General features: G+C 52.6%; 22 protein-coding genes and 1 pseudogene. 5 read left to right on the forward strand and 18 right to left on the reverse strand.

Going from position 1 to position 26,972, the window contains the following annotated elements; genetic code table 11:
- Both BN3795_RS20555 and BN3795_RS20560 read right to left on the reverse strand, forming a co-directional pair.
- Positions 1 to 1,063 (reverse strand): sensor histidine kinase (locus BN3795_RS20555; RefSeq protein WP_068786573.1); only part of this gene is annotated, 1,063 nt, incomplete at its 3' end.
- Between the two features lies 1 nt (position 1,064).
- Positions 1,065 to 1,754 carry a response regulator transcription factor gene (locus BN3795_RS20560; RefSeq protein WP_068786574.1) on the reverse strand — a complete coding sequence of 230 codons (690 nt, stop codon included), beginning with the start codon at positions 1,752 to 1,754 and terminating at the stop codon, positions 1,065 to 1,067.
- A 169-nt stretch (positions 1,755 to 1,923) separates the two neighbouring features.
- Between BN3795_RS20560 and BN3795_RS20565 the strand changes: the two genes are divergently transcribed.
- Both BN3795_RS20565 and BN3795_RS20570 read left to right on the forward strand, forming a co-directional pair.
- The gene (locus tag BN3795_RS20565) at positions 1,924 to 2,982 is read left to right on the forward strand and encodes a DJ-1/PfpI family protein (RefSeq protein ID WP_068786575.1); all 1,059 of its coding nucleotides are present in this window, start codon (positions 1,924 to 1,926) and stop codon (positions 2,980 to 2,982) included.
- Positions 2,979 to 3,605, forward strand: a complete 627-nt coding sequence (locus BN3795_RS20570) for a DUF2306 domain-containing protein (protein ID WP_068786576.1) — start codon at positions 2,979 to 2,981, stop codon at positions 3,603 to 3,605. The genes BN3795_RS20565 and BN3795_RS20570 overlap by 4 nt, the downstream gene beginning before the upstream one ends.
- Positions 3,606 to 3,995: 390 nt before the next feature.
- Here BN3795_RS20570 and BN3795_RS20575 read toward each other — a convergent pair whose 3' ends face one another.
- From BN3795_RS20575 to BN3795_RS20605, 8 genes and pseudogenes are all read right to left on the reverse strand, one after another.
- Positions 3,996 to 5,261 (reverse strand): glycoside hydrolase, encoded by a 1,266-nt coding sequence (locus BN3795_RS20575; protein WP_068786577.1) that lies wholly within the window; start codon positions 5,259 to 5,261, stop codon positions 3,996 to 3,998.
- A 26-nt stretch (positions 5,262 to 5,287) separates the two neighbouring features.
- Positions 5,288 to 6,148 (reverse strand): annotated as a pseudogene (locus BN3795_RS20580) (beta-xylosidase family glycoside hydrolase); the annotation flags it as partial.
- 650 nt (positions 6,149 to 6,798) lie between these two features.
- Entirely contained in the window at positions 6,799 to 7,212 is a 414-nt protein-coding gene (locus BN3795_RS20585) for a cupin (RefSeq protein ID WP_068786578.1), read from the reverse strand.
- Between the two features lie 36 nt (positions 7,213 to 7,248).
- Entirely contained in the window at positions 7,249 to 8,079 is an 831-nt protein-coding gene (locus tag BN3795_RS20590; protein WP_068786579.1) for a sugar phosphate isomerase/epimerase family protein, read from the reverse strand.
- Between the two features lie 45 nt (positions 8,080 to 8,124).
- Positions 8,125 to 9,441, reverse strand: a complete 1,317-nt coding sequence (locus tag BN3795_RS20595; protein WP_068786580.1) for an anaerobic C4-dicarboxylate transporter family protein — start codon at positions 9,439 to 9,441, stop codon at positions 8,125 to 8,127.
- A 122-nt stretch (positions 9,442 to 9,563) separates the two neighbouring features.
- Entirely contained in the window at positions 9,564 to 10,070 is a 507-nt protein-coding gene (locus tag BN3795_RS25965) for a PfkB family carbohydrate kinase (protein ID WP_232729995.1), read from the reverse strand.
- A 10-nt stretch (positions 10,071 to 10,080) separates the two neighbouring features.
- Entirely contained in the window at positions 10,081 to 10,521 is a 441-nt protein-coding gene (locus BN3795_RS25970) for a PfkB family carbohydrate kinase (RefSeq protein ID WP_232729996.1), read from the reverse strand.
- Entirely contained in the window at positions 10,521 to 11,495 is a 975-nt protein-coding gene (locus BN3795_RS20605) for an SIS domain-containing protein (RefSeq protein ID WP_068786581.1), read from the reverse strand. The genes BN3795_RS25970 and BN3795_RS20605 overlap by 1 nt, the downstream gene beginning before the upstream one ends.
- 278 nt (positions 11,496 to 11,773) lie before the next feature.
- On the opposite strand from BN3795_RS20605, the gene BN3795_RS20610 reads away from it, so the two are divergent.
- On the forward strand, positions 11,774 to 12,484 hold the full coding sequence (locus tag BN3795_RS20610) for a GntR family transcriptional regulator (RefSeq protein ID WP_068786582.1): 711 nt from the start codon (positions 11,774 to 11,776) through the stop codon (positions 12,482 to 12,484).
- Between the two features lie 69 nt (positions 12,485 to 12,553).
- On the opposite strand, the gene BN3795_RS20615 is transcribed toward BN3795_RS20610, so the two are convergent.
- From BN3795_RS20615 to BN3795_RS20650, 8 genes are all read right to left on the reverse strand, one after another.
- Complete coding sequence (locus BN3795_RS20615) at positions 12,554 to 13,639, reverse strand: AI-2E family transporter (RefSeq protein WP_110945280.1); 1,086 nt, start codon at positions 13,637 to 13,639, stop codon at positions 12,554 to 12,556.
- Between the two features lie 126 nt (positions 13,640 to 13,765).
- Complete coding sequence (gene pgmB, locus BN3795_RS20620) at positions 13,766 to 14,431, reverse strand: beta-phosphoglucomutase (RefSeq protein WP_068786584.1); 666 nt, start codon at positions 14,429 to 14,431, stop codon at positions 13,766 to 13,768.
- Between the two features lie 5 nt (positions 14,432 to 14,436).
- Positions 14,437 to 15,315 carry an alpha/beta hydrolase gene (locus tag BN3795_RS20625; RefSeq protein ID WP_068786585.1) on the reverse strand — a complete coding sequence of 293 codons (879 nt, stop codon included), beginning with the start codon at positions 15,313 to 15,315 and terminating at the stop codon, positions 14,437 to 14,439.
- A 15-nt stretch (positions 15,316 to 15,330) separates the two neighbouring features.
- On the reverse strand, positions 15,331 to 17,034 hold the full coding sequence (locus BN3795_RS20630; RefSeq protein WP_068786586.1) for a glycoside hydrolase family 3 protein: 1,704 nt from the start codon (positions 17,032 to 17,034) through the stop codon (positions 15,331 to 15,333).
- A gap of 36 nt (positions 17,035 to 17,070) precedes the next feature.
- Entirely contained in the window at positions 17,071 to 18,063 is a 993-nt protein-coding gene (locus tag BN3795_RS20635) for an ABC transporter permease (protein ID WP_068786587.1), read from the reverse strand.
- Positions 18,064 to 18,118: 55 nt separating this feature from the next.
- Positions 18,119 to 19,270, reverse strand: a complete 1,152-nt coding sequence (locus tag BN3795_RS20640) for a sugar ABC transporter substrate-binding protein (RefSeq protein WP_059046194.1) — start codon at positions 19,268 to 19,270, stop codon at positions 18,119 to 18,121.
- Between the two features lie 32 nt (positions 19,271 to 19,302).
- Positions 19,303 to 20,256, reverse strand: coding sequence for an ABC transporter permease (locus BN3795_RS20645; protein ID WP_059046195.1), 954 nt, complete (start codon positions 20,254 to 20,256; stop codon positions 19,303 to 19,305).
- A gap of 19 nt (positions 20,257 to 20,275) precedes the next feature.
- On the reverse strand, positions 20,276 to 21,796 hold the full coding sequence (locus tag BN3795_RS20650; protein WP_068786588.1) for a sugar ABC transporter ATP-binding protein: 1,521 nt from the start codon (positions 21,794 to 21,796) through the stop codon (positions 20,276 to 20,278).
- A 476-nt stretch (positions 21,797 to 22,272) separates the two neighbouring features.
- Between BN3795_RS20650 and BN3795_RS20655 the strand changes: the two genes are divergently transcribed.
- Both BN3795_RS20655 and BN3795_RS20660 read left to right on the forward strand, forming a co-directional pair.
- The gene (locus BN3795_RS20655; protein ID WP_068786589.1) at positions 22,273 to 24,831 is read left to right on the forward strand and encodes a GH39 family glycosyl hydrolase; all 2,559 of its coding nucleotides are present in this window, start codon (positions 22,273 to 22,275) and stop codon (positions 24,829 to 24,831) included.
- A complete protein-coding gene (locus BN3795_RS20660) occupies positions 24,828 to 26,927 on the forward strand; it encodes a methyl-accepting chemotaxis protein (RefSeq protein ID WP_068786590.1) in 2,100 nt (699 codons plus the stop codon). The genes BN3795_RS20655 and BN3795_RS20660 overlap by 4 nt, the downstream gene beginning before the upstream one ends.
- Positions 26,928 to 26,972 lie beyond the last annotated feature (45 nt).

Consider the following 26,972-nt stretch of genomic DNA (forward strand, 5'->3'; position numbering starts at 1 on the left):
CCCCGCCGATGGGTGTATGTCTGACGGCATTCTCCAGAATGTTGTTCATCGCCCGTTCGAGCAGATGAGCATCTCCGCTAACCAGGCCATCGCCATCGGGATGGACGGAGAGGACGATCTGTTTTTCTGCCGCCCGGGCCTTCAGATTATCCGCCGACTTCCGTAAAATAAGCCCAAGATCCAACGTCTTCTTGTGAAATTCCGTCTCTAAATATTCCAGCTTCGTATAGGTAAAGAGATCTTCCACCAACAGGTCCAATTGGGCCGACTTTTCTTTGCAAACCGCCAAATATTGAGCTACTTTCTCCGGCGACTTGGCGATCCCTTGCTCCAAGCCGTCCAAATACCCCCTTAAAGCAAACAGCGGAGTCCGCAAATCATGCGCGACCGCCGCAATCACGAATCGACGGCCCTCTTCCAGTTCCGCTTGTTTCCGGTGAGCCTGTTCAAGTCCCTTGACCATCGTGTCAAACCCGTCGCGCACCTCGGCGATTTCGGTGATCCGGGACCGGGGCAGCCTTACGTCCCAATCTCCCGATGCGATTTGCCTCGCCGCCGCGCTCATCTTCTCAAGCGGCTTCAACAGAAACCTGCGCATCTCCACGCCGATGATAAAGAAAGCCAGCAAAAGTCCGGCGGCGGCGGATATCATCGCCTGAACCGTATAGGATCTGGGCAACAACAACGTAGCCCGGCCAACCAAGCGGCCGTCTTCGATCACGGAGATCCGTTCGACGGAGGACCGGGTGCTGCGCCGATCCGGGTTTGAAGTGTAAATTTCTTGGCCCGATGCCGATTCGATGGCCACATCCATCTTCGCTTTCCGAAGCTCGGTGTATGCCCGATTCTGCCAATCGGGATCCGCCCACCGGTCTTTCCCCGTTTCGATCAAGCGGATGGCCTCCCGGATTTGATGTTGCAGGACTTCGCTTTGCGCTCCGCGAGGGGCAAGGCCAAAGCTTCGGGTCTCCAGGTACTGCGCTCCGACAAAAAAGACCCACGGCAACAACGTAATCAGTAGCAGGCACAACAAAGTAAACGCACGAATGCGAAGCGTCCTCATGTTACCCTCCCTCAAAACGATAACCTACCCCCCATACGTTAACCAGGTATTCGGGACGGTTCGGATCGGATTCGATCTTCTCGCGAAGCCGGCTCAGATGCACCCGGATCGTATGTCTGTCGCCCACGCTGTCCCAAAACTTGGCCAGCAGCTGCTCATAAGTAAACACCTGTCTCGGGTGCTCGGCGAATAATTGCAATAGATCAAATTCCTTCGGGGTGAGGGCGACGTTATTCCCGGCCACGGACACTTCCCTGGAGGAGAGGTTGATTTGCAGGCGCCCGTAATCCAGCACCGTTCCGTTCGTCTCTTCCCGGCGGGAAGCGGAACGCCGCATGACGGCTTTGACCCTGGCGACAATCTCTCCGGGCGAAGCGGTTTTGACAATGTAATCGTCGCCGCCGAGCGTCAGCCCGCGGATCTTGTCCACATCCTCGCCGCGCGCGCTCAGGAACAGGATCGGAACGTCGCTCACCGCCCGAATCCGGCGGCACAACTCAAATCCGTTCTCCCCGGGCATCATGAGGTCCAACACGATGCAATCAACGGCATTTTCCCCAATCAAAGACCAAGCTTCGGCGGCGTTGCCGGCGGTGAACACCCGGTAACTTTCGTTCTCTAAAAAGTCTCTTAACAGTTCAACGATGCTTGGGTCGTCGTCCACGACGAGCACCTTCGTGACTTCAGCCATCACAAAATCCCACCTCCCCCCCAGTTTATCATCTTTTCTGCGCGAACAGACGTACCCTCCCGGTTTTGTGAGGATTTGTTTATGGTTTTGTGACCTTTTTGCAGCTTGGTTCGAGAGATTCGCTTGCTATGATTCTGTGGACACCATTTTTACTTGAGGAGGTGCAACGATGCTGCACGTACAAATCGTATTGTTTGACGGCTTTGATCTGCTGGATGCCATTGCTCCATATGAAGTTTTTTACGCTGCCGCCCTGTGTGCCCCTAACTCGCTCCACGTTGAATTCGTTACGGCGGAAGGGCCAAGATCCGTACCCAGCGGTACCAACGGGCTGCAAATCGAAGCCGGCGGCAAGCTGAACCCGGAAGCGCCGGGGATCCTTCTCGTCCCCGGCGCTTCCGGCGACGTGAATGATCAAGAGGGACCCGATTCGATCCCGGCGATCCTGAGCCGAGCCATGACGACGGAGCTCACCCCCTTGATTGAACAAGCGCTGGAACAAAGCGGCATCGTCGTGGCTACGGTATGCGGCGGTTCGCTATTGCTCGCAATGGGCGGGTTAATCGAAGGCAGACCCGCGGTTACGAACCATCTAGGCATGGAATTCCTGGGAGCGACCGGCGCGATTCCCGTTCAGGCCCGCGTCGTGGATGACGGCAACCTGGTATCCGGCGGCGGCGTCACCTCCGGCCTCGATGTCGCGCTGTACTTGGTGGAACGCGAGCTTGGCCCTCGGATTGCGCATGAGGTGGAGCAGTTGTTCGAATTTGAGCGGAGGGGGACGGTTTGGCGAAATGCAGGTATGGCCCCCGGTCGTCAGCAAACACGGCCGGTTGACGAATCCAGCCATGCCGCAGACGAAGAAACTCCTCTAACTCCCGCCCCTCTTCACCCCCCAATCAAGCCGGCTTCTCTCTTCGACGGGGATTGGGATACGACCATCGCTACGCCTATAGGCAAGATGCAGGTAAAGCTCTCGATATCCACTGGCGAGGGAATTATCCATGGCAAGGCCACTCAAGGCGACGAGACGGTCCCGTTCCTCAATCCCGTCCTGGAAGGCAACACACTGGCTTGGTCGCTTCGCATCTCGAAGCCGCTGCGCTTGAATTTGAAATTTGAAACGGTCGTCGACGGGGACCAAATGACCGGCGTCGCCAAAGCCGGCATGCTGCCTGCGTCCAAATTATCCGGCCAACGGTTATCCAGCCCTGGGAGGACTGTATGAAGAGAAACGGGAGATTTTACGGGTTGGTGGCCGTTGTCGGTAGTTTGTTTATCGTCTATGCCTTGGTGAAGAACTATGTGATCGACCCCGAAGCCGCAGCGTTTTTGAGCCGCAAGACCGGCCTAAGACGCGAGTTGAATCAGCCGGTGTGGTTAAATGTCATGTACGTTCACGTTGCGTTTGCCTGCATCGCCATGGCGGCAGGACTGCTCAATTTCTCCAACCGCATCTTTGAAAGGAGCCGCAGGTTCCATCGCATCAACGGTTACGTTTATTTGGCGTCCGTGCTTCTTGTCGTGCTGACGTCCGGGTATATGGCGCCTTACGCCACCGGGGGCAGAGCAAGCAGTATGGGGTTTAATGCGCTGAATTTGATCTGGCTGTTCATCACCGTTATGGCTTTCGTTCAAATCAAAAAAAAGCGGATCGCCCAGCACCGAAACTGGATGATCCGAAGTTACGCCTTCTGCTTCACGAATATGTTCATTCATCTGATCACTTCCCTTCTGCATCAGGGGTTGGGTCTCGTCTACGCAACCAGTTATACCTTCGGCGTCTACAGCTCCATCATCTTGCTGCTGATCCTTCCGGGGATCGTGATTCGCAAAACCGTGTCAAAATAGCGCGGTATGAAATAAAAACTCGGTCACATGGAAAAGAACAAAAAGCGGCCTCTTCGCATCCCTGGACTGAGACCGCTTTTTGAAATAGTGTTCCTATGCATCTCCAAGTAATGTAAATGAGGACAGGTACGGATTTAATCCTTGCTGTTTTATTTCATGACGTCCTCCTCATCAACTGCGGCACTCTTCTCATCTTGTACCTTTGAATAACTGTTGGGAGAAATGATACAGATCGTTTTTCCACACGAACCAATCGTGGCCCCCGCTTTCCTCAAACCAAATGGTACCGATCGAAGCCTCCCGGCGCTGTTGTTCCCATTCCGTTCTCTCCTTTCGTATTTCCTCCAAAAATGAATTCACCTCTCCTAGATCCCTTGCCTTACCCGAAGCTTAGCCAAGATCAGCGACAAAGGTGGTCACGCTTTGGGCCGGGAGATGAGCCCAGAAATTTCCGCCCGTCATCGTAAGCTCCGTTCCTGGCTGAAGATTGCTGCTGCCGCTAGTGATCCATCTGGAGATTTTCGAAACCGATGCATTGGGCAGGACAAAGTTCTGATTAACCCCGGCGTTATTTTTGTTGACGGCAACGATAACAAGCTTCTTATTACCTTTATAGGCGGATACATAAACGTTCGTTTCCGGATTTTTCGTCGCTTCAACCCGGACATACCCGGGACGGACGAATTTGGAGAAATGCGCCATAGCGTAACCGCGTTTGCTGATCGTGCCGTCCTCTTTCATCGGACCGTACGATCTGCGGATATACCACCATACGTAAGCTTGAAAATCTCCCTCTACCATCGCATTGTGGATATGGTAGGACACATCCAGGGCTTCGGGCCAACGATCCGCCGAGTTGTTGTCACTGTTCGGATAGTATACCTCCGTCATCCAGAGATCTTTGCCCGCACCTTTTTGTTTGAACAAAGGATAAGCGAAATTGCTGACCTGGGTCCCGTACAGATGAGCTCCAAGAATATCCATATTGGCTAGCGCCTGCGGATCGTTTAGTATCGGGTCCGACATATTTTTCAGATACTGGAACGATTCCGGCGCGATCACTCTCGTATTAATCGATCCGGCATTTTCTTTCATGAAACGAAGCATTTCCTGCGGCGTCCACCACGTCCAGTCATGGGCATAATCGGGCTCGTTCTGGACAGAAATCGCATACAGATTCACGCCGTTGTTCCTCATGTACGTCACGAAGTCGTTAAGATGCTGGGCATACGCGGCATACTTGTCATAACGGAGCCGCTTTGCCGACGGATCGCCGTTTCGGTTGAAGGTCTCGACCATGTCGGCGGGCGGATTCCATGGCGACGCGAATACGATGGCTCCGAGGGCAATCGCTCGTTTGGCCGTTTCCACTTCCCGGTACCATTGATTTCGGTCTTCGTGTACATAGATTCTCAAAATCGAGAAGCCCAACTGGTTATTTCCGTTCCCGAAGGCGGTTTCTCTTTGTGCCGCCGTCAAATCCCCGATCCAGGCCGGGTGGTTGATCCCCCCGAAACCACGAATCACTTGTTTTTCCGCCGAAATATTTATGATGGCGTCGCTGGCTGCGGCAATTTTACCAGGTGCCCCCAGGATCGACAATGCAATGACAAGGGACAAACCTACGTATATGGATTTCTTAAACCACAAATTCATGAGACTGCCTCCTCCTTGAATTTTCGTCAATTCACATGGATTAATTGCCATTGCTGATGTAAATCCCCTTTACCAGTTGGTTGTCGCTGACGTGAAGCTTGGACGTCGGCATGACCGCCGATTTGCCTGGACGCATAATAATAAAGCCCGATGCGATAACCCATAAAGTGATCCAAGGTATAGCGCATGCGCAGCTCCCCTCCGATCGGCAACCATTCCGTCCCGTCGACGGAATAATAAAAGATAGCCACATCTTTGCTGTTCTCAAAATCAAAGTCGATCTTCAAATATACATTCCTGCCGCGAAAAGAAACCCTTTCCAGCTCCATTTCTTCGCCATTTCCATCGTTCACACCCATCGCGATGAACTTGTCGCCGTTCCCCGCCACCTTAACGCCGACGGTGCCGAAATGGCTTTGCAGGGCAACAAGCCCCGCATGATCGCCGGGATTCATCCGCCCCGTGTCTAATAAGACACTCCCCGAGCATGCCGGCCCTTCCGTGCGCTGTGTCAGCGTATTTCGCGCCTGAAGCACGCCTGCAGCCAAACTGCCCGTCGTCAGTCTTAGGAAACCGGGGCGTTCGGTCACCGACCATAGCCGATGATCCGGGTTGTGGTTCCACTGCCAATTCAGAGCCAGCTTATCCGATTCATATTCGAATTCATCGCTGATCACGAGCGGCTTCGCTTCGGCTTGCGGCAAGTCGACTTCAAATCGTTCCGGTACCTTGCCTTCCATGCCGAACACGGGCCAATCCTCCTCCCAAGCCACCGGCACCAAGCACGGGATTCTCCCGACGGCATCATGATCCTGGAACAGCATCGCGTACCACTTGCCATCCGGCGTATCGAACAGTCCGCCTTGGGCGATTCCCTTGTTGCGGTAGCGACTTCCTGCAGCCACTGCCGTTGCCGCCCATCGCCCCCCCTTCGGCATACGATGCAAAGCATGACCTCCTTTCCACTTCGAGCTAGAGATGAGGGATCCGGGATGGCACCGGCACGAATGGTTACAACTCTATAATAGCGCTTACATTATTATGGAACAATATGCAAAATTTAGGGTATTTAACCTGTCCAATCTCAGGTTGCCAATCAGCCATCGTAGTGGGAGTTCTAAAACTCTTCACCATGGCGTAGCGCCTCCCTTGAAACCGGGCCGGTGGATAACAACCTTTTACGGCGCTATTTTGTCGAATCCGCTCCTTTGGTGTGAAATAGAGGTCATTTAGGGCCTTATTTTGAAAAAAATCGGGCCAAAACCTGATTTCTGTACTCGCACCAGAGAAATAAGGCCCTTTTTAGCCGCTATTTTTCCCGAAAAAGCATATCTGGGCGAAATAGCAGCCCAAAATGCCGCTATCATAATGCGAGATTGCGGGGTGGGCAGCGTGGGTTATACAGAACTCGACTGGTTCTATAAACGGTTTAAAACATATACCGGTGTAAGCGCGAACGAATATCGGAAGAGGGTCGCCTCTTAATACACGCCAAAAAGAGACGTTCGACCACGAACGTCTCTTTTTGAGGTTCATCTTACTTATTCAGGATTTCATACGCCTTTGTTCTGACAAAAGCCAACTCGGCTTCGCTCATGTTGCAATATTCACTGTTTTCGTTTGTGGTGTTGGCGTCTTGGACATACGTCATCACCGTGTCCTTTTGCATAATCGTATAAAACCAGGTATCCTGAGGAATGTTGTAGACCTTCCCCGGTTCCATCTCGATCAGTTCAATCTCGAACCGATCGTCCTTCCGATCCGCTGCCAGCAGAATCGCTTTGCCGCGGATCAAAATGAACTGTTCATCCGTTTCACGGTGAACTTCAAGGCGATAGATGCCGTTGATGTCGTTATCCGGCTTCCAATTTTTGATACAAACCAGCCATTTGTCATTTTTGTACACACATTTGATGCCTTCGCCTTCATGAATATAGATATCCGCCTTCATCGGTTTACCATTCCTTTCGCGTTTTGCAGATAGGTATCAGGATAAGTGCTTCTCAAACCAGGCCAGCGAATCCCGCATCGCTTGATCCGGATCCAAAATGTATCTTCGATCCAGCAGTTCCAGACCCAGATATCCCTTGTAATCGATAGCGTTCAGCGCCCGTAACGCCTCGGCCATGTCGAGCTGACCTTCTCCCGGAACCAAATGTCCCCCCGGATTGCCGTCGACGAAATGCACATGGTTTAAATCATCCCCAAGCTCCCGGATAAAATCGTGGATCGTATCCTTGCCGGTCGTCGCCATAACATCCGTATCCGCCAGCCCTTTCAAATTGGGGCTTCCGACTTCCCGGATCATCCGGGCGATATCCGCCGCGCTGTTAAACACATGCGTGGTAAAGGAGGTGAACGCCTCCACAGGCAGGTAGACGCCTTCTTTTTCCGCCGTTTTGCAGATTTCGCCCAAAGATTCCCGGATCCATTTCCACGTTTCCGTCTCATCGCCGTCCAAATAAGCGATCCCGGTCGTCACCAGCACCCGGTCGCATTCCAGAATCGACGCCGCTTCGATATGCCGGCGGAAGAACTCCACGCTTTGCTTGCGGTATTCCGGATCGGGATGGCTAATGCTGATCGGATAAACAAACTGCTCGGGGGTCAGACAAATAAGCTTGAGTCCGCGTTCTTTGATTTTTTGGTTTAACTGTTTGACCTCATCCAACGTGAAATAGTCCAGGTGAAAATGCGGTCCCGATGCCCATAACTCGATATTCCGAAAGCCCAACCCGGCAACGGAATCCAAAAAATAATCCAGGGAATACCTTTTGTAATGATAGTTCGCGGCAGCCACTTGCGACAGTTGGATCATCGTCCGTACGCCTCCTTCATTTTATCCCGTTATATATCCTGATTCTTAAATTAAAACGCTTCCAATTAAGGTAGCAACAACGACAGAGGTCAGGGTGTTGATTAATCCCGGTATCATAAAGCTGTGATTGAGGACAAACCGGCCGATTTTGGTCGTGCCCGCGGTATCAAACGAGATCGCGGCGAGGCATTGCGATGCGACCGGCAAGAAGTAATTGGCATTGACGGCCATCCACGCTCCGATAATGACGTAGGCAGGCAAGTCGAGCGCAATGGCGATCGGCACCATAATTAATGTCGTGGCCCCTTGACTTGTCGTCAGGGCGGCGACTATAAACATGATCACCGCAAGCATCCAGGGATAACTATTAACGATCGTAGCGACATGTTCTTGGATAAAAGCGGTTTGTCCGTTGATAAAGGTGCTGCTCATCCACGCGAGTCCAAAAGCGCAAACCATCGCCAGCGCCCCGGCCCTGAAGATGGGACCGTTAAGGATCGTTTCAATCGCCGGACGGCCAAAGATAATGATGAGCGTAGCGCAAACCAGCATAATAATTTCAATCGTATACGGCATGGATAAGATCGTCGTCTCGCCGCCTTGCACCCAGGATGGGCGCAGGTTGTTAAACAGACCCATGATGACAATGGCCAGAACCCCCAGCAAAAAGAGGACAACCGAAGCTTTCGCTCCTTTTGGAACGGCTTGCTTCTCGGTCTTCTGTTCCGGTTTGACAATTAAGCCTTCCGCGAGTCTCCGCAAATATTCCGGATCCTCCGCCAACTCCTTGCCCTTGCGAATCGTCAGCACCGCGCTTACAACCACGCCCAGCAAGGTAGCCGGGATGGCAATGGTCAAGATCGTTCCCAAGCCGACCCCAAGGGGGGCCATAAATCCGATCATGGCTGCGGTCGCCGCCGATACCGGCGAGCAGGTGATGGCCTGCTGGGACGCGATGATACTGTTTGAAATCGGTCGCTCCGGCCTGATCTTGTTCTCGAGGGCCAGTTCGTTGATAATCGGCAATAAACTGTAGACGACATGCCCCGTCCCCGACATGAACGTAAATAACCAGGAAATGATTGGAGCGATAATCGTAATATTTTTAGGCGACTTTTTGAGCATTTTTTCCGCCAAATGGACGAGAAAATGAAGCCCTCCCGAAGATTGCAGCGCGGAGGCCGCCAATACGACCGCCAAAATAATCAACATGACATCGATGGGAGGAGCCGCCGGCTGGACGTGAAAGATGAAGATAAAGATAGCCACGCCCACGCCGCCGAGCAGGCCCATAAATACATCGCCTTTTCTGGCGCCAAAGAAGATAAGCAAAATGATAATGAGCAGTTGAAACCAAAACATGAAGGTTCGCCCTCCTTATGTGAATTTGCCGACTTCTGATCACTTGCGGCGCAATGCCGCTTTTTCTGAATACGCTTACAAAATGCCGATGTAAGGTGTCACTTTTATAGTCGGAGGGTTCTTTATACGATGGCCGTGCCGTAGCCAAAAGCGCCGTTGATCCGGCAAATCTTCGCGGCAAAGGCAGCGCCTTGCTCCATACTTGCTTTGATTCTTCGCAACATCTCCTCATCCGAATCCGAGAATAGGGTGCCGTTTTCCGAGCTCCGGATCATCCCGATAAGAAAAGCGGTTAAATAGGAATCGCCCGCTCCCATCGTGTCTACCGTTTCCGTTAATACGGCCGGTTGGTAGATCCATTGATCTTTGTAAAGCGCGAATGAGCCGTTCTCTCCCACCGTTCCGATCACCAATTTGGAGCCGAATGCCTGAGCTTTCCGCATTTCTCTTTCTCGCTCGCTTTCCGTTAAATGGCTGCAGGAAAGAAAGGAAATATCCGCGTACGGACATACCTGCTCCAAATAATCGTCATTCCAACGCACCGAAAAGTCGAAGGAGATCGGTACACGGCTTGTTTTCAAAATAGCCAGATCTTGCTCGATATAGCTGTTCAGACTGGTATGAATCACGGAAAATTGCTTAATATAATTCAGGTCGTCTTCCGTAAANAATAGCCAGATCTTGCTCGATATAGCTGTTCAGACTGGTATGAATCACGGAAAATTGCTTAATATAATTCAGGTCGTCTTCCGTAAAATCCCAAGCTTTTTCCTTGGCGATCCCGCCCTTGTTCGAGCCGAGAAATACACGGTCGCCGTTTTCCAGCGTAACCCGCGCATACCCGTTCTCCCCTTCAAAATTCCGGCAATGGCTATGCTCTATCTTCAATTCATCCAGCACCCGCTGGATATAGTGGGCGACAGGGTCGTTGCCGAATTTGCCCAAATAAGACGCTTCCATTTCACACATTCTGGCATAAGCGCAGAAGTTCAAGGCGTTTCCACCAGGGTACATCATCCCCTGGTGGACATACTTGTCTACTACGTTGTCGCCGATGCCGATCACCTTATAGTTGTCCATTAATACTCAACCTTCCACATATATCTGCGAGTTGTAAGCGGATGCTCTCTTTCCGCCGCCAAAGCTTGATTATAAACCGGATAGACGTTATTAAACAGGGAGTGGTTGAAGTAATCGACCACGGAACCGTCGATGGTGGACAGGCCCAAATCCTTGGCGTCGAGCACTTCCACTCTCTTGGCATAACGGTTCAGGAAGTTCAGCGCTCTTTCATCCAGCGGCCGGGTGCTTCCTTCGGAAATCTGAATGACGAACGGAATTTCCGCATCGGTAATCTCAAACGGCCCGTGGAAAAATTCGCCCGAATGAATGCTGGAGGAGTTGATCCACTGCATTTCCATGAAGATACAGATGCTTTCCATGTAGGCAGCCCCGTAACCGGCACCGCTGGCCATGGTGTAAATGACGTTATCCTCTATGTGATTTTTGGCGAACGTCAGCGCGCGTTTGGCCACATGTTTGCAAGCGTTTTTAACAATCTGATCGATTTTGGCCACGCCGTCGAGGAATTGATGATAATGCTCGTATCCCTCAGTTTGGTTCAATGCCTCTACCGCCGTCAACAGGGCTTTTATGGTTTTTTCACCGGCGATATCCTTGCCTTCGCCAAAGGTATATTTCACCACATAATCCGCGTGCTCCGTAATTGGCGAATCCGTAAGCCAGGTTAACGCAATGACCGGAACGCCTGCCTTCTTGCCCAACTCGGCCGCTTTCACCGTCTCCGGCGTATTGCCTTTGTGCGAGGCGACCACCAGCACCGAATTTTCGCCAAAGGCTTTAGGCGTGTTGTGCACAAACTCATTGCTGTTATACAGGCCTACCTTGATGTCTTTAGCCTCTTTCTCCAGGAAGGTCTTGGCTGGATAAAAAGCGCCATAAGAGCCGCCGCACGCTACATAATAAACCTGCTTAATTCCTCCGACCTCTTGTTTCCCCGCCACAATTTCTCCAATGATCTCTTTGATGTCCATTGTCGTCTCCTTGTATGATACATTTAGTTTATTGCCATTCCCCACCGGTGTATTGTATTGGAATGTCTTGATGAAATAATAACACATGGTAATACATTAGGCAAGGTCCCCTGGTTAAATAAATCGAATTAAAAAAGGGATGAATACGGGCGGGCGTGTAAAATTTTCTTGCAAATACAGCGGCTTACAGGCTGTTCACTGCTTGTACATATTGTTATAATATAAAGGCAAAGAAATAACACATTATAATACAAAGCTTTTTGGAGGTAAAATAAATCATGGTCGATCATACAGAATCCGCACCTTTATATAAACAGCTGCAAGATCAAATTTTGGACTCCATCCATAACGGCACGCTGAAGCCGGGGGACAAACTCCCGACGGAATTGGAGCTCAGCGAAACCAACAACGTGAGCCGGGTCACGGTCCGCGCCGCTCTCGATTCGCTTACCTCTGACGGATATTTGGTGCGCATCCCGGGAAAAGGGACCTTTATTACGAAAGAGAAGATCAAGAAAAACGTCACGGAGACGATTGGATTCACCGACACCTGTAAGCTGCAAAACAAAGTGCCTGGGGCAAAAGTGATCAAGTGCGTGATTGAAGAGGCTACCGCTGCGGATCAGGAGCATTTGGGTTTAAAACCCGGGGATAAGGTCATTAACATCGAAAGAATCAGATTTGCCGACGAGGTTCCCGTGTCTGTGGAATATACCCGGCTTCCTTCGGCTTTTTCCTTTTTGCTGCAGGAGGATTTGAATCATAAATCCTTGTACGAAATTTTAAGAAACAAGCACAAGATTACCTTTGGCATTTCCCGTAAATATATCGTGATGGAATACGCTTCCTTCGATGTGGCCGCTTACTTAAATATCGAAGAAGGCCATCCCCTGCTGTGCATCCGGAGTACGGTCAGCAGCACGGACGGCCAGAAGATCCATCGTTCCAAACAATTGATCTTGGGGGACAGGTTCGAGCTGATTGTATAATCAAAAAGGCTATTTCGTGTTAATACCGACGAAATAGCCTTTTTTTGATCGGGTTGTTTTCGGGCTGGTTTACAACGTTTCCCATCGGGATCTGAAGAACAGCTTGTAAAGCCGCTTCCAGGCGATTTTGATCAGCATATAGACCGGAATAACGACCAGCATACCGATGATGCCGAACCAATTCCCGCTCCCCAGCACAAGCAGAATCGTCGTTACCGGATGGATGTCCAGCTTTTTTCCAAACACGTAGGGTGAGATGACATTATCCTGAATCTGCTGCGACAGCAAAATAATGATCAGCGACCAAATACCGGTGGAGGGGGACTGAATCAGACCGATGATCACAATGGGAATCGCGGAGATGATGGCCCCGAACAAAGGGATAAAGTTCAGAACGACCGCAATCGTCGTCAACAACAACGCATAGGGCAGCCCAATGATCAGGAAACCGATAAACATCAGCACGCCCAGCGCTGCATTTACGATCACCCGGCCGATAATATAATCGTTTAGCGCTTTGTCCATGTCACGGGCAACGCGAAACACTTCCTTCCGGTAGCGGATCGGAGAGAGCTTGACGAGGCTGCGTTTGAAGTGATGCCCTTCCTTTAGCATGTAGTAGAGCAGAATCGGGAACGTGAACAGCACGATCGCAAATTGGGACACGAAAGAGACAAAACCGCTCAGGTAATTCGTCAAGAAAGAGATCCCCTTGCTCAAGTACTCCGTGAAATTCGCGGCTAACCCGGAATCGGATGGAATAATGGACGAGAGGAAAGGAGTTTCCCCCCATTCCTTCAACTGGGCATCCAGCAGATTCACAAAGTGGGGAATGTTTTGCACCAAATTGAACAATTGAGTTTGCAGCAGCGGCCATACCCCGGCGATAAATCCAATGGCCAAGATCGCCAGGATGACAAATAGGATCAGGATGGCGAGCCCCCGCTTGATCCTATACTGTTCCATGTACTGAACGACGGGGCGAAGCAAATAGTAAAAAAAGCCGGCCAGCAATATCGGAATCAGAATGGCTCCGAGCACGGCCTGCATAGGGAGGAAGAAAGGCCTCACCAGGGAAAACACATAAACGATGGCCAGCAGAATCAAGACGAATTTCGCTCCGCGGGTCCATCTCTCCAGCAAATTCATACACATCAGCACCTAACTTTTGAATTATCGAATACGATATCTCTATTATAACTTTGAATCGACCCGAAAATAAAATCGTACCCAGGGACAACGTCCTTAGGTACGATCGAAAAGAAGCGGATATATTCATGTTCAGCCAATCCCGTAAGCTTCCAGAATCCCGTCCAGCGTGAGGCGTGACGTATCGTCGACCCGGTACTTCGCTTCGCGCAAAGCATCCGGCGACCCGATGCCGACCGAAAACATACCTGCGTCGTTGATCGCTGTGATGCCGGCCTCCGAGTCTTCCACGCCGATGCACGTTTCGTACGGTAGCCCGAAATGATCCGCAGCGTTGACGAACGTTTCGGGATGCGGTTTGCCGAAGCGGATTTGACCGGCGTCGACGATATAATCGAACGCATCGGCCAGGCCGAGCCGCTCCAGAACAAGCTTGGCGTTCCGGCTTGCCGAGCCCAAAGCGAGCAGAATATTGGCGCTCCGGATCTCGTTCAGCAACCCGTCGATCCCCGGCAGCCGATCGCTCGGCCGGATCGTTTCAATCAGTTCCTGATACAGCGCGTTCTTTTGGGTTGCCCACTGTTCTTTTTCACCCGGGGATAGGCGTAGCGGACGGGGAGCGGCCGCGAGAATCCGTTCCAGCGACTCCATCCGGCTCACTCCCTTCAGCCGTTCATTCAGAGCGCGGTCAACCGGGATGCCGAGCTGTTCCCCAATTTGTTTCCAAGCCAGGTAGTGGAACTCCGCCGTGTCCGTGAGGACGCCGTCCAGGTCAAAAATGAATGCCTTCGGTTGCATGTTCCTTAACGTCCTCTCCCTTGCTCAAGCCATTTGGCGCTCAATTCCACCCAAGCGCCGAGGCTGAGCGAATTGACCTGCTCCTCCGGCTTGACGGTCGCATCGCCGAGCGACATGCCGTGCGGCCCTTTCTCGAATAAATGCAGTTCGCACGGTACTTGATATTCAAACAGTTTACTAGCCAATCCAAGCAAGTCGGTAGGCAAAATGACGCTGTCTTCGTAAGTTCCCCAGATAAAGGTGCGGGGCAAATCCCCGTTCACATATTGCAGGAGATTAAGCGACCGCTCTTCCTCTTCAGATAAATTCTCTTTGCCCATCAGGATTTCCCGGATGTTCGGGCCGCGGAAATCCGGAATTAAGCCTTTTTCCATCAACTCGATGACAAACGGCGGGGTTTCCGTCGAACGCGGCTCCAAGGTAACGGCCGGATAACCAAGAATTAACTGGTTCGGTTTGATTTGCTCCGGGGTAAGTCCAATCTCGTCGGTAATCCTTGCATCTTGATAATAAATTCCGAGGCTTAACGCTAAATTTCCGCCGGCGGAAAATCCGGCGACACTGATATCATTCGCATCCACCAGCCATTCGCCGGCCCGCTCCCGGATGATCGACATCGCCTTGGCCAGTTCGCGGAGCGCCGTCGGGAACGGGTTCTCGATCTTAACGGAATAACTCAGCACAAAGGCATGATACCCCATTCTGGCGAATGCCAGCGCCACGGGTTCTCCTTCATTTTGGGAGACGAAGGCGTATCCTCCCCCCGGACAGATCAGAACGGCAGGACGGATCAAATCTTTCCGCTCGTACTCCCCGTTTTCCTGGACGTAGGTCGTCAAGGTGGCCGAGGAATGTTCGAATAGCTTTATCGTTTCATGTATCATCGGTGTTCCTTCTTTCTATAATCGGGTATCCCATTTTCCGCAAAACGGATCGACAGGACTCTTGCCTTTGAATTCCGACCGTCCCACCAGTTTCCGCACCAGCAGGGGCAAGGTATAATCGTTGACCCCATACGTATTGATATAGGTTTTCACGCGGGGAACATCCAGCAAATGATAAGGATTTTCCGTGGAAATAAACAAAGTCGGGATCGACTCCATGTAAATCGGGACATTGATCCCCATCGGATTGATCCATTCGATGCGCACGGTGGTCTGATTTGACTTGGTCGCCAGATTGCACAAGTAAATGATCAGATCGTATCGATCCTTCATCTCCGTAAACGACCCCTGCAGTCCTTCGTAAACGCCGCTCGGTTCGAAACGGGTCACCTCGAAGCCTTCGGCTTCCAGGAGCGGAATGAATGACGCCGCCAGCCCATTCTCTTTGCTATAGCCAAGCGCGTTCGCTTCGCTTTCAATATCGTAGAGCAGCACCCGCTTGTAGCGGTCGCAGGTGATGGGCAGCACGCCGGGTTGTTCCTTCACCAGCGTGATGGACCGGTCGGCGACCTGCTCGGCGATGCTCAAATGCCGCTCGTTTCTCAGAACCGCCGCCGCCGTTTCCGGGGAAGGGAGGTTGTTCTTCCGATGCAGACCTAACGAAGCCTTCAACCCGAGGATCCGCATTACGGCTTCATCCAGCCTTTCCCTTGACAGCAGACCGGTTTCCAAGCCCCGCTTCATGAAGGCGACATCCTCCTCCAGGTTTTTGGTGAAAAGGAACATGTCGCACCCGTTTTCGATCGACTTCGGCACCAGCTCGTTCCGCGGCATCGGAATATTCATGCCCGCCATCGTGGTCGCATCGGTCAGAATCAGGCCGTTAAAGCCAAGCTGTTCTCTCAGCAAGCCGTTCAGCAGTTCTTTGGCGAGCGAAGCCGGCAAGATCTCTTCATCCCGAAGCGACGGATCCAGCTTCTTCGAATATTCGGGCAGCGCGATATGCCCGATCATCACGGTCTTGGCGCCTTCGTCGATCAAATGCCGGTAAATGTCCCCAAACGTGCGGTCCCATTCGTCGGGGGTCAACGTGTTGACGGAGGTCACCAGATGCTGGTCCCTTTCATCCACGCCGTCCCCGGGAAAATGCTTGATGGATACAGCCATTCCCTGCTCTTGAGCCCCTTTGACATAAGCCGCGCCCATGCGCTTCACCCGCTCCGGATCGCTGCCGAAGGTTCGCGTATTGGTAATCGGATTGCGAAAGTTAAAATCCACGTCGACGACGGGCGCGAAAGCGTAGTTCGCGCCAACGCTGCTTCCTTCCAGGGCACAAATCCGCCCCAGTTGGTAAGCAAGCTCCGTGTCGTCGGTGGCCGCGATCGCCAGATTCGAACCGACTTTCGTGCCGTCCTTCGTAATGCCCTGGCCGCCGGCTTCCAGATTGGCCGCGATCAGCAGCGGGATTGGGGCGGAAGACTGCAGCGTGGAAACCGCAGCCATCACGCTGTCCTTATCCATCGAGCGGCACATCAGCCCGCCGACGCCGATTTCCCCGGCCAGTCTTTTTAAGAACGGCTCGTCCTGTTGATAACCAACCATAAAAAACAACTGACCGATTTTCTCGTCCGTCGTCAACCCGTCCAAGGTTGATTTCACCCACTCCAAATCCTCATTACTCAAATGAAACGGCTTCTCTCTCAGCACATTGAAGTTCATCCTATATGTTTCTCCCCTCTCCTCAAGTTCGCTCTTCTATGCGCTCGCCTTGCTCCCCGCTTTGGCCCGGCCCAAGAATGACCGAATCCGTTCCTGATTTGTGGTAAAGGCCATGAATCCGACAATAAACACCCCGATCACGACGCTTTGCAGGGAACTGTTGATCCCCAGCACGACCATCCCATAGGACAGGGCATTCATCCCGAGCGCTCCGGCAAAGATGCCCAGGGACAAGTTCGTGAACTGCGCCAGATACAACCCCATCAACACAGGCGCCATGGAGGAAAACATCAAGGCGGTGGAGCTCAGATTGCCGGCAGGCGAGACCAACACGGTAGAAGCATTGAGAACGGCAGCGATGCCCAGGAGTACGCCGACCACCAAGTAGGTCAACAAGATATTTTTCTTCTCCTTCACGCCCATGTTCACCGCAAGTTTAGGATGGGCCGACAAGGATCTCGTATCGTAGCCGAATTGGGTATGGCTCAGCAAGAAGTAAAAGGCCACCATAATCAGCGCAAGCAAGATATAGATCAAAGGAGGTCTGGCGAAGATCGTCAGGTTGGCATGCATGAACAACTGGGATCCCGAACCCCCGTAGACGAGGCCGGATAAGGCCTCGTACATCATCACTACGCCGAGGGACACGATGAGGGTTGGCACCCGAATCCACAGATAGAGGAGCCCTTCCACCAGACTGAGCAGCACCGCTACACCGACGGTAATCGCCAGCAACATCACCGGCCCCAGACCCAGATCAATCGTCAAATTGCTGCCGATAATGCCGGCAAGCATGATGATAATGCCGGGGGCGAAATCCCATCTTCCGCCGGACAGGGGCAGCGCAATGGCATAGGCCGTAATTGTCGTCAGCACGCTGCCTCTCACAATCCGGTCGAAGGCGCCGGAAGAGACGTAACCCATTTTGCCCATGAGAAGCGTCACGATCAGAATAACGACATACACCGCGATCGGAAAAATGAAGGTTTTCAGCAGGTTCACTGCTTGTTTCTTAATCATGACTTGCATAGTTTCACTCCATTATCCGCTTGCCCGTCAGACTTCTTCCCCAAGCAAGCATGGTTTAATTTCTGGCTGCCTTAATCTCGGCCAGCGTCCGGCTCGTCAGCTCCTGCAGCGAAGCCCAAGTGGCTTCGTCGTTGTACGTCAACATGACGTTCTTCAGCTCGTCGGCGGTCACCGGACCGTTTGCTTTATCCTCCGGAATGATATAGTTTTTGAAGTCTTGGGCCTCTTCGATCGACGTCAAGGTTACATAATTGACGTAACCGTTCGGTTTCCAATCGGCGTAGGTTTTGCCGTTCAGCCGATCGTAAATTTGCGCGAACGCATTGGCGATGACCTGACCGTAGTTGTTCGTCCCGGCCATCAGGACTTTGCCGCTTTCCAGCCCCTCTTCCGTCGTGTCGTTATAGCCAAGCGCCAACAGCGGCGTCCCCGGCTTGGTGCTGTTCAGGATCGCCGGATATACGTAATCCATGCCGGAACCCATCCCGAAAATCGCATCCACCTCGGGGTGATCGGATATCACCTTGGTAACGGCATCCACCGCATTTTCCGGAGCAAACGAGTGGAATTCGGTCGGGTAAACTGTTACCTCTCCCTGGGGATCGAGTTCTTTCATCTTATCGTTAAATCCCTTGATAATGGCAGGAGCATCAACGAAGGCGAATTCCAGGAACGACGTGATCCCGATATGTTTCGCGCCGGCAGCGTAAGCCCGTTCCGCATACTTGGCCCCAAGCTCCTCCGGGTTCTCGCCGAATTGCTTGATGCCGCCCACAAAATAATCGCTGGATACCTGTTCATCAACCTCGGCAAGCGCAACCGCATAATATACACCGGCTTCTTCGGCGAGGCTGACGCTCTGCTCCAGGGCGGTGTCATAGCCGCTGATCACAGCATCGACCCCCGAAGCGAGCAGGTTCTCCAGGCCGCTGATATGCCCTTCTTCGCTGGTTCCCACTGTGGCATAATTAAATTTGACATTGAAGTGGTTCTCCAGATAGGTGCAATAGGCTTTAATCTGCTGGCCTTGGAAATCCGTATAATTGTACAGCATGATTCCGATGGTATATTCCTTTTGGCTTCCGCCCTCATTCCCCTTGGCTCCGTTGCCGTTCGCTCCATTGCCCTTCCCTCCGCAGCCGGACAGAACGACGCCGACCAGCAGCATCATGGCGATCAATGCAAATCCCCACTTTTTGTAATTCATCGATTTTACCCCTTTTCTTTATTTGGATTGGTTTATCTGGGCATAACCTCGCCGGCGGGCCTCCGCAGAAGCAAAAACACAACGATGAGGAAAATCATCCCCTTAACCAGTGAAACTACTTCGGGCGGCACGCCCACCATAACCAAACCGTTATTCAACAGCACCAACGTAATGCTGCCGACAAACGCGGAACTCATTCGGGAACGGCTCCCTCCGTTTAACGCCATTCCCCCGAGAATGAGCGCGACGATGACGTCCATCTCCAGGCCCATCCCCGTATTCTCGCTGATAACCGCCGAGCGGGACAAGGAGAGAACCGAGGCGAGCCCGACCAGAACGCCCGCGAACAGATAGGCGATCACCTTGATCCGCTTCACCCGCACGCCGCTCTGCGAAGCAGCCAGCGGATTATCGCCGATCGCTTTGTTTTGTTTGCCGACAGGCGTCAAGTGAAACAGCACATAGCCGACCGCCCCCACCAGCACCATAATCGCAACGAGCAGCGGCACATTCCTCCCCAACTCTCTTAAGGGGCCGGCGTCGGCCAAAGCAACTTTGGTCACCGAGGTCGACACCTGATAAGTCACGATCCCCCTGCCTGCGATCATCACCGCAAGCGAAGCGATGGCGGCCATCAGACCGAATTGGTTGGCGATCAGCACATTCAGCCCATAACAGACGACGGAGACCAAGATCGCCACAAGAATTCCAACCGCCAATGGGGCTCCCGCATTCATCGTGTAAATGGCGGCCATCGAGCTTAACGCGAGAACTGCCCCTACCGAAACGTCCATTCCGCCATGCGAGAAAATGAAGATGATGCCGACCGATATCGTGAACAAAATGACGAGCTGCTTAAGGATCGTGCGCAGGTTGAATTCGGACAACAAGGCTCCGTCCGTCATCAACGCGAACACCAGCAGCACCAGCACCAGCCCTGCATATTGGATCAGCGCGCTCTGATGGTTCCTAATAAATGATTTCATTTCTTTCTCACCGCCTTGCCTAAATCATGTAGTCGATCAGCATGGATTCGCTCAAATTTTCTTCGCGCCGGAATTCCTTGTTGATCTTTCCGTCTTTCATGATCAGAATCCGGTCGCTCATTCCGATCAATTCCGGGAGTTCCTCCGAAATGATCAAAATGGCGTATCCCTGCTGTTTGAGCGTATAGAGCAGCTGGTACATCGTCGTCTTCACGCCGACATCGACGCCGCGGGTTGGACTGTCGAGGATCAAGATTTTAGAATCGTTTCCGATCCATTTTCCAAAGGAAACCTTCTGCTTATTCCCTCCCGACAATTCCCCGACCCGTTGATTCATTCCGCTTGCCTTGATGTTCAATTCCTCGATTTGCTTCCGGGCGAATTTCTTCTCCGCTCCGGGCAAGACAAGACCGAACCGGGTCAGCTTGCCGAGGGCCGAGAGCACGAGATTCTCCTTGATCGAAGCTTCCATGATCAGCGTTTCCCGGTCCCGATCCTTGGATACGTAACCAACCCGATGGGCGATCGCCGTTTGTACGTCTCTCACCGCATGCGGCAGAAAGATCCCGTCATCGTTCTCCCCATAGACGTTGACTTCCCCCTGCTCCGGCTTCATCTCGCCGAAGATCACCTTGCCCACCTCGTGCATCCCGCTACCTGATAAACCGCCGACACCTAAGATTTCCCCTTGGTACAGCTCGAGACTGATATCATGAAGCGTGTCGGTATGGACGCCGTTCATGCGAACCATCACCTGCTCCCCGCGCGAGGAATCGGTATCGCTTCGATAGTAGTTTCCTTCAATCACCCGGCCGACCATCGACTGTTTGATATGGTTTTCCTCGAAATCGGACCGATCGATCGTCGTGATCAAATCGCCGTCCCGCATCACGGTCAGCGCATCGCAAACCTCCATCAGCTCGGGAAGATCATGAGAGATGAACAGAACCGCCTTATTCCGATCGCGCAGCTTGCGCATCAAGCGATGGATCAGCAGTCTCCCGTCATGCGACAATGCGGTTGTCGTCTCGTCAACAATGAACAACTCCGGGTCGTGATACAAGGCTCTGGCGATCTCGACCAGCTTCCGCTGCTCGAAGCTTAGCGTTGATGCCGGCTGCGAGACGTCCACCTCGCCGAATTCGACAAGCGCGAGCGCTTTCTCCGCCTCCTGACGCATCCGCTTGCGATCGACGAACCCGTTCCGGACGAACCGGCTCTCGTCTCCCAGAAAAATATTTTCCGCAATCGACAACGGGCCGATGGTTCCGGTCTCCTGCACGATCATGGAGATCTTTCTGGCCCGGGCATCCAGCGGGTTTCTGGGAGCATACGGCTCCCCTTCGACATAAATGTCCCCCTCCGTCTTCGGAAGCAGACCGCTGATCATGGCGGAGATGGTTGATTTTCCCGAGCCGTTCTCACCGATCAGCCCGCGGATTTCGCCGCGATAAATTTTCATGCTGACCCGATTCACGGCAACGACCTCATTAAATCTCTTCACGATGTTTCTGGTTTCTAAATAAACGGGTTTGTCCATGTTTACCTTCCTTTAAGTGCGTGTTCAAAAGTCCATGTTAAAAAAGTCAACCTCTATTCCTTGATATCGCTTTCTTCCCGCAGCCCCAGTGTAACATGATTCAAGGATGGGCTATAACTGATCCATTTATCTTCATTAGGGCAAATATTTAACCAATCTTCTGCGCCAAACCTTCTGAATCAAAGCAAAAAGTTAAATAATCCACCTTGGAACAAGCCGTGAAAAACAAAAAAACACGGCGTCAAATCACGTTCATCTCGTTGCGGCCCGTGCCCCTTCGCGAATTCGGGACAAATCATTTTAGCATAGAGAAGGACAAATAATAACTATAGTTTTTAACCTGAGTAGAGCAAAATTTTAACCTAAACATTGATTTTCCAACATTTCACTCTTTAGTATTGTGGATTACATTAATATTTAGTACACTCTGGAAAAAGCAATAAATTAAAAAAACACCCATCAAGGAGTGCTTGACCTTGGAGTTCCGTCATGAAATCATCAACTTTCCCAAGAAACTGCCCATCAAATTTTTCCTGCACCGGATCGGCAACGTCAGCCGCCATTGGCATCAATCCTTGGAGCTGATCGTGGCCATGAAAGGCCAGGTCGACATTAATGTGGGCAACGCTGCTTATCGATTGGGCGCGGGTGACCTCATTCTCATCAATTCCAACGAGGTACATGAGCTGCACTCCGAAGACGCCACCATGGTCGCCCTGCAGATCAAGCTTGAGCTGTTGAAGGAAGTTGTCGTCGATATCAAAAAAATGTACTTCGACTGCAACACCGCCAACACAAATGACCCCGAAGCCTTCAAAAATATCAAACGGATCGTCGCCCAAATCTTGCAGCACAACATCAATGCTTCCGAGTTCGTTGATCTCAAGAACGCCTCTCTCGTGTATGAATTGATCTACGAACTCTGTGCCCATTTCAGCAGCGACGAACCGGAAGCGGCCCTGCAGCCGAAGGAAGGTCTGGACCGGCTGCGGCGGATTCTCGACTACGTCAACAGCCATTACGGGGAACCGATTTCCCTTCAGGAGGTGGCGAAGCAGGAGTTCCTGTCCGTACCTTACCTGTCCAAATATTTCAAGAAGAAATTGGGCCTGTCCTTCAGCGAATATCTAAAGGACCTCCGCCTGCATTACGCAGTGAACGATTTGCTGAACGAATCGCTGACGATCGACAAAATCGCCGCCAAAAACGGCTTCCCCAACGTGCGTTCGTTCGTGACGGCTTTCAGCGAGAAATACGGGGAGCTTCCCAGCGTGTGGCGCAAGAAACATGCGGAAGAGGTATCGGGCAGCATCGAGGCGACGAAGGAAAAGTCGGTCAACTACTATCAGGATGAGCCGCATTCCTATCACGAGGAGATCTCCCGGTTTATCGAATCCAATCTGGGGGAGCCTTCCGTCTATGCTCCGCGGGAGAGAATTTTGCGCAGTCTCACTTCAACGATTCAAATCGACTTGTCGGGCCCGGCCGACCGGCTGAACCATCATTTCAAGAATTTCATCGGGGTCAGCCGCGTCAAAGAAGTTCTCTATGCCGATGTTCAGGAAGCGCTGCGTACCGCGCAGCGGGAAATCGGATTTAAATACATCAAGATGCACGGCTTGCTGGACGACGATCTTATGGTTTACGACGAGGATGCGGAAGGAAAACCTCTGTTCAATTTCCGGCTGATCGATAAAGCGTTCGATTTCCTGCTTTCGGTCGGCCTGAAGCCGCTTGTGCAATTTTCGTTCATGCCGGCGAAGCTGGCGAGCGACTTGTCGAAAACTGTTTTCTACGCCAATATGAACACCAGCCCGCCCAAAGACATGGAGAAATGGAACCGGCTGGTCGAGGCGTTAACGCTGCACCTGATCGGCCGATACGGCACGGAAGAGGTGCGCAGCTGGCTGTTCTGCGTATGGAACGAACCCAGCTCGTCCAACCTGCTGTTTGGCTTCAAGCAGGACGAAACGTTCTTCTCGCTGTACCAAAACACGTACGAGACGGTAAAAAACATCGATCCCGCGCTCCCTTTCGGCGGCCCGGCCGCTTTCTCGACCTATAACAAAAGCGAGGATTGGCTGTTTTCGTTCCTTGCATTCAGTCAAAGCAGCGGCTGCCTGCCTGATTTTATCACGGTTCATTATTACGACATTGATCTGATCTCCCATGACAATCATCTCAGCATGGACAAGCAGCTCAATCTGAGTCCGGTCACCGATTCGTTCAAGCAGTTTATCGATCGGCTCCAGGATCGGCTGCGGGAAGCCAAATTGGCTGATTTGCCGGTGTATATGACCGAATGGAATTCGACGGTTTCGCACAAAGATTTGATGAGCGACACCTGTTTCAAGTCTTCTTACGTGATCAAGAATATTGCGGAAAATTACGACCGTTTGGACTCGTTCGGTTACTGGCTCCTGACCGATCTGCACGAAGAGAACCGGCTGCCCCGCCAAGTGTTTCATGGCGGCCTCGGATTGTTTACTTTCAACAACATCAAGAAACCCGCTTACCACGCCTTTTGCTTTTTGAATAAACTGGGGGATTTCCTTGTGGAGCGGGGAGACGGATACTTCGTAACGAAACAGGCGGACCGTTACCAGATACTCCTATACAACTATCATCATTACGACGATATTTACGCGAACGGGATCTCGATCAGCATCTCGCACAAGGAACGTTACGCGCATTTCCCGAACAAAACGAATCGCGAATTCCGGCTGGAGCTCTCTCCGCTGGCCGGCGATTTCGAAATCAAACATTCCGTTGTGAACCGCACTTACGGCAGCGCCTACGACAACGCGTTGAATCTTGGGCAAACGGAAGAACTCTCCCGCGACGACATCGAATACCTTCGGCGGATATCGATTCCGAAGATCGAGAAGGAGCGGATCTCCTGCTCGGAAGGGCTGACGATTCACGCCGTGCTGGAGCCTTTTGAAATTCGGTTGATCGAAGTATCGAAAATCTATGAACCCGGCCGCAGCCGATCGTTGCAGCAGGCCAATTCGAACGTGGAGGAAATCAAATGATAAAATGGTTTAGAGATCTGAAAGTCATCGTCAAATTCATCGCCTTGTCTTCCGTTATCCTGGTGGCCGCCTTCTCGGTTCTGATCGGCTGGAACCTGAAGGTGCTCGAGAAAATAAGCCTCGATCGGGGGATGCTGGAGGCCGAGAGTACCGGACAAACCTATGCCGATGCAAACGCCAAACTGGTTCAGAAAACGGTGGCCTCGCTGGACTCGCTGCGCTCCATCTTTCTCGATGAGCTTTCGCAGGGAGACCTGGATCGCGGGCGGTTGATCCGCAATCTCGCGAACCTGCTGAACGACAACGCTTCCGCCAGCTCGATGTTTACGGTTTGGGAGCCGGATGCATACGGACGGGACGCCGATTATGCCAAGGATCCGCTCTTTGCCGAGAATGGAGGCCGGCTGGCGACCTTGGCCATCCGCTTCGACAACGGCCAAATCATGCCGGTGCCGTTTGGCGGCCTGGATACCTTCACCGCCTACGAACAGGCCAAAGCGAAGAAACGGGCGATCGTAATGGAACCTTACAATGCTTCGACCGATAACGGGGAGTCGGAACTGTTGACCATGATTTTGCTCCCGATCTTGGATCAGAACGAGCAATTTCTCGGGGTCATCGGCAGTGCGTTCCTCCTGGATACCTTTCAGCAGTCCGCAGAGAAAGAGCATCCGCTCGGCGGCAACGTCTCCCTGCTGTCCCAAGGCGGTTTATACATAGCTAACGGCGAGAATCCCGAGGAGATCGGCCATTCCTTTCTCGCTGACGATAGCCATCGGCGGGTGTTTGAAGAAGTGCAACAGGGCAAGCTGTCCCACGAAAGCGCGGATTCCGGCGGAGAAGCTGTCGTTCGCGCGTTTAAGCCGATCCCGATTGTCGACGATGAGGTATGGTACGTACAGACGGTTATTCCGAAAAGCGAGATTTTCAAAACATATACGCAAAACCGCAACCAATCCCTGGTGATCGGGCTCGCCGCCCTGCTCCTTCTCGGCCTTGGCGTCTGGGTGTTGGCGCGCATGATCGTCATCAACAATATCGGCCGAATGGTCTCCTCCTTGCGGTTTATGGCGGACGGCGATCTAACCCGCTCCGCGCCGGTCCGGTCGAAGGACGAATTCGGGAAGATGACGGAACATCTGAATGAAACTGCGGCAAGTTTACGGGGAATGCTGCGGCATACCTCCGACATCGCCCTTACCGTCAGCGCCACTTCGGAGGAATTGACGGCTAGCGCCGGGCAAACATCGCTGGCCGCACAATCGATTTCCGCCTCCGTGGAAAATGTGGCGGACGGTCTGAAGAAGCAGAATGCCGAAGCGGAAAAAGCCGCCGAGATGATGCGGGAAATGGCCGAAAGCGTCCGGCGCGTGGCCGCCTCGTCCGAAGCGGTGTCCGGATCGGCCGATGAGGTCATCGGGCAGACCCGGCAAGGGGATCGGGTCGTGCGGCAGGCAGTCGGTCAGATGAACGCGATCTCCGAGTCCATGAACGAATCGAACGAAGCGATCCTTCGGCTTAGCGAGCGGTCCGGGGAGATCGGAAAACTGATCGGACTGATCTCCGGCATTTCCAATCAAACCAATATTTTGGCGCTGAACGCTTCCGTCGAGGCGGCCCGGGCCGGCGAACAGGGCAAGGGATTTGCCGTTGTTGCATCGGAAATCCGCAAGCTGGCGGAGCAAACGAAGCATGCGGTAGACCAGGTGCAAGCCGGCATCGCGGAGATTGCCGCGGACACCGAGCAGGCCGTACGACTGATCGGCAACACGGCGGTCGAGGTGGATAAAGGCCTCGGAAGCGTGACGGAGAGCGGACAGTTGTTCGCATCGATTATGAAGGAAATGAGCGAGGTGGGGAACCGGGCGCAGGAAGTTTCGGCCGAGGTTCAGGAAATGGCTGAAGGGGCCGCCCGCGTCGCGGAAGCGGTCCGCCTCGTGTCGGGCATCACGTTGACTTCGACGGACGAAGCTGCGCAGGTGGCGGCCGCCACCGAAGAGCAATTGGCCACGATGCAGGAAATCGCGGCCGCAGCTAGCCACCTGAGCCGTCTCGTTCAGGAGCTCACGGATCAAATGGCTCATTTTAAAATTTGAGTTAATCCCACAAGTGCCTCTGCAGCCCGATTGAGGAAAGCACGA

Origin of the sequence: Paenibacillus phocaeensis (genome assembly GCF_900021165.1) — a bacterium.
Lineage (GTDB): Bacteria > Bacillota > Bacilli > Paenibacillales > Paenibacillaceae > Fontibacillus > Fontibacillus phocaensis.